The organism is Streptomyces sp. PsTaAH-137, from assembly GCF_003259365.1.
Lineage (GTDB): Bacteria > Actinomycetota > Actinomycetes > Streptomycetales > Streptomycetaceae > Streptomyces.
Genome location: NZ_QLLY01000043.1, coordinates 1 through 7,933, shown reverse-complemented (window position 1 = coordinate 7,933; position 7,933 = coordinate 1). Strand labels below are relative to the sequence as shown.

Sequence of the window (7,933 nt, the reverse complement as noted above, 5' to 3'; positions counted from 1 at the left end):
AGGCCCTGATCCCGCTCGTGCAAGGGATCCCACCGATCCGCTCGCGCCGCGGACCGCGGCGCCGCAAGCCCGCGAAGCTCCACGCGGACAAGGGCTACGACTACTCCCACCTGCGGCGATGGTTACGTCAGCGTGGCATTCAGCAACGCATCGCACGCAAGGGAATCGAGTCATCACAGCGACTGGGACGCCACCGCTGGACCGTCGAACGCACCATGTCGTGGCTCGCCGGCTGCCGCCGTCTCCACCGCCGCTACGAGCGCAAAGCCGAGCACTTCCTCGGCTTCACGAGCATCGCCTGCACCCTCATCTGTTACCGCAGACTCGCCAAATGAGATGACGTCTTAGGACTCCGGGGGCTGAGCCGCCCGAAGAGCGCTACCTTACTGCTCTTCGACCAAGTGCTTACGTGAGTGACACCAATTGGGCGGGTAGCGAGAATCCGTACGCGCCGAGTGCTGCCCGCATATGGACTGAGCTGTGGACGAGCGAGTCTCAGTCGAGGAGGCCCCTGGCTTCGTAGCTGACCAGTCCCATGGCCAGGAGGGGCGGTACCAGTGCGTTCAGGTACCACGCCATGTCGGTCAGTTCTGGCGTTCCTGAGAGGCCTCGCCGGTCGATCGTCGGGATGAAGGAACAGTGCGAGCGGCCGACATGGAAAAGCAACTGGCCGCCGCTGCCCGCAGCGGAGTGATAGATGCAGATTGCGACGAGGTACTCGGTGTTGTGAGGTGAATCCACCACAGCCAGGACCTCAGATTCCTGGCCTGCTGAAGCTGAATGCCAGTCGAACAGGTCGTCGTTGTTGACCATGTAGGAGATGCCAAGCGGTTCCTGCAGCGACCACCCCTCACCGGCCAGAGCTCGCACCACGGCGTTTACGGTAACGGCTCGTGCGAACACGAGATCAATATCGGCGGTCCTGGACATGGGCGCTCCAGCGGCGGAGTTGATCGATGCCGTCAGCGTTTCACGTGTCAACGTCGGTCATGGAGCGACTGCTCGCTGCGCCCGCGGGTATCTCCCGCCGAGCCACCTACCACGAGCAAGAGAGCCGAGCTCCCCGCACCTGAGGATGGATGGTTCCTCAGCGCGCGTTCCGACGGCCGTTTTTGCCGCAGACAGCTTGCGACCGTTGTTTGCGGCCTGGCCGCAACTGCGGACCAGCCAAATGGGCGGGTCGTCGGCACCTAAGAAGTCGTGGAAGAGATCGTCGTACACGTCGGCGAGGAAGCCGCCGTTCACGAGTATGAGCGGCTCAAGTCGCAGGTCGGCGCACGGCGTCCGGCGTGGGGCGCGCCCTCGCTGACCGACCGTCACTCAGACCCCGTCGCGGAACCTGTTCCTGAGTTGCTGTCGATCGATCTCACATACCAGCAACCTCATTACGGTGACGGAGTTCGTGGGCGTGATGAAGACTGGCCAGATGCCCAAGGACGCTGGCGGATCCGTTTTCGTACTGCTGGGTTTCGTACTCGTCGCCGTCGGCATCACGTGCCGGGGGCGCGTTCTGCGCCCGCTCTCGGCGAAGCGTGCTCAGGCGGCCGGAATCCGGGAGCGCTCCAGAAACCTGCTGTGTTCTGCGGAGATGGCGATCGCCGACGCGCGTCGACGGGCCGCGAGCGGCGAACCGGTTATCGTCACGGTCGACGATGTGGCCACGATGGCGTGTCAGCACTACGGATATGTGGTGGAGCGCGAGCAAGCGGCTGCCGTCCTCCGCGACGCCTTTGAAGCCGACGGCGGCCACTCGGACTGCATGACCGACGCTTTCGACTGAGCGACTGAGTCACATCTGTTCAGCTCTCTCAGCGGCAGTTGGCCTGATCACCATGACGCAGATGCTGCTGATGCGCACCAATCAGGAGCGCATGGTCCAGGGCACCACCGCCGACGCCCTGGCCGCCCAGGCACGCGACGAGGCAGCGGGCGCCTTCGCCATGCTGCGCGGCGGCCTGACCCCCTACGCCGGCTGCGCGTGAGATTCCACCGCGGACCATCCGACGGCTGTCGGTGGATGGGGTGGCTCGCTCCCGTGCGAGCCGGCAGCGCTTTCGTCGCACGTACGCTCTCTTGGCCAACTCATCGCTCACCTTCGAGGCAATCGGTCGCCGACGCGGCCGAGCTCGGTCCGTCAGCATCGGGCTGATCATGGCGCGGCCATCCCCCGGGCTCTGATCGCGGAAGGCATGACCAGCGGACTGCAGTCAGCCCGTTGCCGAGATCCGTTACCTCCGCTCCGGTAAGAAGAGCTGGTACGTCGTTGAGCCGGTCCGTCCGGAACTGAACTTGGTCCGGGCGCGGACCCACCGGCAGTCGCCCGTACAGGACCAGCGCGTCGTCATCTTCGTCCGCCGTTTCACCGCCCAGATCGACGAGCAGCGCGACGGTCTTGTGCAGCTCCCGCTGGATCATGTGTTGAATTGCGTCGGTGGCCCGGTCACGCTCGTTGTCGGTCAACCCGCCGAGCGCGAAGGTGAGGAGGTCTGGGTGTCCGGCGCCACGTACCTGACATCGCACACCACGTCCGTGTCGGCTGACAGCCAGAACTGCATGCAGAGCGGCCCGGCCGACAGGCCGACAAGTTCCAGGATGCGATCGACAGGCAGCTGCACCTGTTCCCCGACGACGTCCAGCAGCATCCCGCAACCCAGCGTCGGATGTTCGATGGCCAGCCCGGCCCGCGCCAGGTGGTTGGTGACCGCGCGGAACCCGGACTCGTCCATCCGATCCTCGCGGTACCAGGACAGGTAGGTCTCCAACATCGTTGACACTCCTCGTCGTCATGGTTGGCGCACATCGGACCGGCCGACGCTGAGCGCCCTGCCGTCCGCAACGACGCCCACACCTACGTCGATGTATCCGGCCTCGCCGACTTTGACGCAGAATCTTCGCTTCCGGAGGCACCAGCCTGCCGCAGGAAGCCGGCTCACGGAGGTGCGACCCAAAAGGCATGGCCCCTGCCATGCGGTCGCGGCATGATCCAGGATGTGCATGAGAACGAGGTAGCACGCGGGACTGCCCCGTACACCTTGACGGAGACGGAGCGCGGCTCTATCTGGGGCGCCTGCGCGGAGGTGGATGGACTGTTCGGAGAACCTCGGCGGGGGACGTACGAGATGTTCGGCTGGGTTCCGCGGGGATCCGGCATACCTGCGTGGGTCGGATCCCGGGTGTGGCTGGTGCCGGACGATGAGCCGGCCGACGCCTGGCTGCTGGAGGACGCGGAGAGCCTCGGGCAGCGGGCGGGGACGGACAGTTTGGTGCTCACCGGCCTCGACGACTACGAGGGCCGCCGGAAGGATACAGAGAGCGCGTCAGCATCCACGACGGGCATCGCTGGCTGGGCTCCTGCTCGGAATTCACTCGGATCCTGGCGCCCGAGCAGAAAGCTCCGCCTCTTGTACTGCGGGGGCTCGCGCAGAGCGATCAGCTGAGGGCCGCACTGGCGAAAGGCACCCGGAGGGCACTTGATCTCGAAGAAGCTTGCCTAGAGATCAGGGACCACCAAGGGGGACTGCTCACGAGCCGGTTGATGTGGACCTCGATCAGTGCCTGGCGCCGGTCCTCCCGTGGGGCAGACCTGATCGACCTCGAGCTCAACGGAAGCCACTTTGATCTCGTACCCGAGTACGCCCGGCCCATCTGGGAGCGGTGGCTCGCTGGACCACCGGACACCGTAAATGCCTGGGCCGACCTCGACACACGCCACCGAGGGGCCTGGCACGACCTCGTTCGCGAGCGGGGCTCCAGACACTCCCAACATGACCGGCCGGGCGGCCACGCTTACGAACTGGACGGGCGGTACGTCACTGACGAACCGGCGCTCTACCTGGCGCTCGGCGAGGCGGTCAACGGGCCGGGGGGCTACTTCGGAGGTTGCCTCGCCGCCCTCGACGACTGTCTGGGCGGCACCTTCGGCTATACCGCTCCCGCCACCCTGGTCTGGCGAGACGCGGCAATCGCACGCCAACATCTGTCCCGGGCCCTGACATCGGAAGGTCAGCCGTACGATCTCTTGACCGAGGTCCTCGAAACCCTGGCCGCGGGCGGTATGACCGTAACCCTGGCATGACGCTGGAAGATCAACCCCCGATCTCTCGTCACCCGTGGCCCACGCTCAGCCCAGGGAATGAGCCAGGTACGACAACCGGGGCCGGGAACGTCCTTTAGTGGGCGATTTCCCAGATGTGGCCGCCGGGATCACGGAAGCTCGCGGTCCGTATGCCCCAGGGACGGTCCATGGGGCCGTTGAGGAGCGTGACTCCGCGGGCCACCAGTTCCTTGCACATCGCGTCCACATCATCGACCGGCAGTGTGAGTTGGAGACGGGATCCTGCGTCGGCCGGGGCAACGCGAGCGGGAGTGATGAGCTCGGGCGCCGCGGTGATCTTCAGCAGGTTGATGATGGTGTTGCCGAACTCGAAGACAGCTGAGGTGTCATTCTCGAAGGCCACCGGCAGACCGAAGACCTCCCGATAGAAGCGTTTTGTGGCGTCGAGGTCCTCGGTGAAGAGAGTGATCGCGCTGATGTTCGTGGGCCATGACGGGGTGTTAGCCGTATCTGTCATAGCTCCAAAGGATCGACGCGCGGTCCCGTTACGTACAGGGGTCGACTCGAGCGAATCTCACTCAAGGGGATGCCGGCCGATGATGGCTCCCTGCGCGTGCGTTCGCTCCGGCTGTCGGCGACCCGGAGCAGCAGAAGTGAAATCTTGCAGGGGTGCGGGGGCGGGTGCGGAAGGTCACCCTGGCTGGCTGGGCGGGACAGGCCTGTCAGCCTGGTCGGCGGCGTCGTTGACGTGCACGAGGCGGGTGATGGCTGGAGCGATGGCGGCCAGGGGCAGCACATGGTCCACCTTGCCGGTGCGCACAGCGGCTTTGGGCATGCCTTTGACCGCGGCGGTTTCGGGGTCCTCCACGATGACCGTGCCGCCGTGCGCCTTGACCGCTTCGACCCCTCGGGCCCCGTCGCCGTCCGCGCCGGTGAGCACACAGGCGATGATGCTCTTCCCGTACACCTCGGCTGCGGCCTCGAAGAGCGGATCGGCGGCCGGACGGGCGGAGTTGACCCGCTCCTCGCGGGTCAGGAACAGGACACCGTCCGCCCCGACGCACAGGTGCTGGTCGGGCGGCGCGATATAGACCGTCCCGGCCTGCGGAGTCTCGCCGTCGTCGGCGAGCTTGACGGTGAGGGCGGTGAAGCGCGTCAGGATGGGCACGATGCGCGTCTCGCGGTTCCGGTTGAGGTGCTGGGCGACCAGAACCGGTACCGGCAGATCATTCTGCAACCCGCCCAGGAGCGTTCCCAGCCCCTGCACCCCGCCGGCCGAGGAAGCGATCAGGACAGCCGACCAACGGCCATCGTCGTCGACACGGAAACTAGCCACCTGCGCAAGCTACCGCAGGGCTGCGGCTCCAGGCGCGCAGTGAGCCCCCTCGGGAGGCCGCGTGACGAGTGCGTTTAATGTTCCTTGCCCCCACCGGGCGGAGATGGCGGGAAGCCCTTTCGCTTCGCTCGATGGCGGTGATCGTGCCGATCCGGCTGTGTAGTGCGTCCGAGGGTTTTGTTCCCCCACGCTCCTCCGAAGGACTGTCGACGGGAGCCTTGTGCGGGATGCTGGACAGATTGGCCTGGCGTCGCGACCGCAGCGGCATTCATCTCTGAAGGAGCAGTTCCATGGCCCTCACCCGAGAAGAGCGTGAGCAGTTCCTCGCCGAGCCGCACGTCGCGGCCCTGGCTGTCGACGCAGGCGAGGCGAGGGCGCCGTTGACCGTGCCGATCTGGTACCAGTACACGCCAGGCGGCGACATCTGGATCCACACCGGCAAGGGTTCACGCAAGCATGAACTCATCCAGAAGGCGGGCCGGTTCACGCTCATGGTCGACCGTCTCGAGCCGACCGTCCGCTACGTGTCCGTCGAGGGCCCGGTGATCTCCACGGTCCCCAGCACCCGCGCGCATCTGAGGGAGATGGCCTCCCGTTATTTGCCGCCCGAGAAGGTCGACGGCTACATCGAGTTCGCCGAGGCCAACCACGGCGAAGCCGTCATCATCACGCTCCGCCCGGAGCACTGGGTCTCCTCCGACCTCGGCAACGTCTGACCCAGGCCTGCCGCGCGGACACGGCGCTCTGCCTGGACGTTGTGTGTGCGTCGAAGGACCAGGTGATGCGGTCGGGCTCCTTCTCGACGGCGAAGGTGTGGAAGGCAGCCACGGCCGGCGTCGGCGGGGAGGGAGGTGGAGCAGCCGATCCCGTTCCGTCTGTCGTGCCTCGGTCTGTGTCGCCATACACGGCACTGCCCCTCACATAACCGTGGTCACTAGGAACTCCTAACATAATGATCAACTGCCGAATGAGGTCCTGACGTACGCCGCATCATGTCGACGTCGACGGTGAGGGGTGTTCGTGGGTAGGTGGGAGATCAGGCCGACCCGGATTTTTACTGGGCGGAAGAAGTGGCCCTTCTACGTCTTCACCCGGGTCACGGATCCGGTCGCGCTGAAGGCTCTCAACGATCATCTTCACGAGGAGCATGGAGCTCTGTGGTGGCCGGATCGGTCATGGGAGGGCATGGTTGCCGACCACTGCGCCCGGCATGATCGCGAAGGATGGGGCACGCATTCGCACAACCACATCCCGGAGAACAGCTGGGAGTGAGAGCGACAGCCGGCCTCCTGCTGTCAGCCTGCTTGGCCGGGCAGTGAGGCAAGGCGTCGCCAGCAGATCAGTGCACACCCCAGGCTCAGGAAGGCCTCGTGGATGTCGTCGCGTATCTCCCAGCGGATCCGCAGCCGGCGGAACCAGTGCAGGTGGGCAAACGCGCGCTCGACGACCCAGCGTCCGGTTCCCAGTCCAGAGCCGTGTTCTGTTCCCCGGCGCGCGATCAGCGGCTTGACTCCGAGATCCCAGACCAGGCGACGGTATTTGCCGTGGTCGTGGTCGTGGCCGCGGTCGGCGAGGACGACGTCAGGGCGACGCCGGGGCCGGCCTCTCTTCCCTCGCACTGATGGGACTGCTTGAAGCAGTGGGATGAGCTGGGTGACATCGTTGCGGTTGCCGCCGGTCAGCGTGGCCGCGAGCGGGATACCGGTGGCGTCGGTGATCAGATGGTGCTTGCTGCCCGTCCTGCCCCGATCAACTGAGCTTCGTCCCGTCTTGGGTCCCTTTTTTGAGCCCGGATGTGGGAACCATCTACCGCTGCCCGGGAGAAATCCAGGGCGTTCGCGCGGCGAAGCTTGGCGAGGAGAGCTCCGTGCAGCCGTGGCCACACATCGGCCTCGGTCCACTCCGCCAAGCCGCGCCAGCAGGTCATGCCAGAGCCGAAGCCGAGTTCCTGCGGCAGGTGTTCCAGGGGATTCCGGTATGCAGCACGAACAGAATTCCCTGGAAGACCAGACGGTCTGGATGCCGCTTACGCCCCGGAGGAACGGGCCCGGCGCTCGGCCCTGGGCAACAGAGGTTCGATCACGGCCCAGAAGTCGTCATCGACAGCCCACGGCTACGGTCGAGCCATCCCACACCCCCAGATCAACGTTCCACGGGGCGATCCAACCATCCCGAAGATCATTTCGTTAGGAGTTCTAAGACGTCATCTCATTTGGCGAGTCTGCGGTAACAGATGAGGGTGCAGGCGATGCTCGTGAAGCCGAGGAAGTGCTCGGCTTTGCGCTCGTAGCGGCGGTGGAGACGGCGGCAGCCGGCGAGCCACGACATGGTGCGTTCGACGGTCCAGCGGTGGCGTCCCAGTCGCTGTGATGACTCGATTCCCTTGCGTGCGATGCGTTGCTGAATGCCACGCTGACGTAACCATCGCCGCAGGTGGGAGTAGTCGTAGCCCTTGTCCGCGTGGAGCTTCGCGGGCTTGCGGCGCCGCGGTCCGCGGCGCGAGCGGATCGGTGGGATCCCTTGCACGAGCGGGATCAGGGCCT

General features: G+C 65.7%; 10 protein-coding genes and 2 pseudogenes. 5 read left to right on the top strand and 7 right to left on the bottom strand.

The genetic code is table 11. The annotated features are described in order from the left end of the window. A partial coding sequence (locus K377_RS40300; protein ID WP_146614855.1) for a transposase occupies window positions 1–335 on the top strand: 335 nt, incomplete at its 5' end. A 160-nt stretch (window positions 336–495) separates the two neighbouring features. Here K377_RS40300 and K377_RS40295 read toward each other — a convergent pair. Then, window positions 496–930, bottom strand: a complete 435-nt coding sequence (locus tag K377_RS40295; RefSeq protein ID WP_111668616.1) for a hypothetical protein — start codon at window positions 928–930, stop codon at window positions 496–498. 460 nt (window positions 931–1,390) lie between these two features. Between K377_RS40295 and K377_RS40290 the strand changes: the two genes are divergently transcribed. Both K377_RS40290 and K377_RS41970 read left to right on the top strand, forming a co-directional pair. Then, entirely contained in the window at window positions 1,391–1,780 is a 390-nt protein-coding gene (locus tag K377_RS40290; protein ID WP_258395317.1) for a hypothetical protein, read from the top strand. A 52-nt stretch (window positions 1,781–1,832) separates the two neighbouring features. Further along, window positions 1,833–1,982: a hypothetical protein gene (locus K377_RS41970; RefSeq protein ID WP_161195017.1), complete on the top strand. Its 150-nt coding sequence runs from the start codon at window positions 1,833–1,835 to the stop codon at window positions 1,980–1,982. Between the two features lie 100 nt (window positions 1,983–2,082). Here the strand turns inward: K377_RS41970 and K377_RS41500 are convergent, their stop codons facing one another. Next, the gene (locus K377_RS41500) at window positions 2,083–2,460 is read right to left on the bottom strand and encodes a hypothetical protein (RefSeq protein ID WP_146614856.1); all 378 of its coding nucleotides are present in this window, start codon (window positions 2,458–2,460) and stop codon (window positions 2,083–2,085) included. Next, a complete protein-coding gene (locus K377_RS40285; protein WP_111668615.1) occupies window positions 2,457–2,765 on the bottom strand; it encodes a hypothetical protein in 309 nt (102 codons plus the stop codon). The genes K377_RS41500 and K377_RS40285 overlap by 4 nt, the downstream gene beginning before the upstream one ends. A 213-nt stretch (window positions 2,766–2,978) precedes the next feature. Here K377_RS40285 and K377_RS40280 point away from each other — a divergent pair. After that, window positions 2,979–4,075 (top strand): annotated as a pseudogene (locus K377_RS40280) (hypothetical protein). A gap of 94 nt (window positions 4,076–4,169) precedes the next feature. Here the strand turns inward: K377_RS40280 and K377_RS40275 are convergent. Beyond that, window positions 4,170–4,571 carry a VOC family protein gene (locus K377_RS40275; RefSeq protein WP_111668614.1) on the bottom strand — a complete coding sequence of 134 codons (402 nt, stop codon included), beginning with the start codon at window positions 4,569–4,571 and terminating at the stop codon, window positions 4,170–4,172. 174 nt (window positions 4,572–4,745) lie between these two features. After that, window positions 4,746–5,390 carry a chemotaxis protein CheB gene (locus K377_RS40270; protein ID WP_111668613.1) on the bottom strand — a complete coding sequence of 215 codons (645 nt, stop codon included), beginning with the start codon at window positions 5,388–5,390 and terminating at the stop codon, window positions 4,746–4,748. A gap of 290 nt (window positions 5,391–5,680) precedes the next feature. On the opposite strand from K377_RS40270, the gene K377_RS40265 reads away from it, so the two are divergent. Continuing rightward, window positions 5,681–6,106: a pyridoxamine 5'-phosphate oxidase family protein gene (locus K377_RS40265; RefSeq protein WP_111668612.1), complete on the top strand. Its 426-nt coding sequence runs from the start codon at window positions 5,681–5,683 to the stop codon at window positions 6,104–6,106. Window positions 6,107–6,685: 579 nt separating this feature from the next. On the opposite strand, the pseudogene K377_RS40260 reads toward K377_RS40265, so the two are convergent. Next, a pseudogene (locus K377_RS40260) lies at window positions 6,686–7,473 on the bottom strand (IS5 family transposase). 125 nt (window positions 7,474–7,598) lie between these two features. Next, window positions 7,599–7,933, bottom strand: a 335-nt coding sequence (locus K377_RS40255; protein WP_146614855.1) for a transposase, incomplete at its 5' end; no start/stop codon positions are given.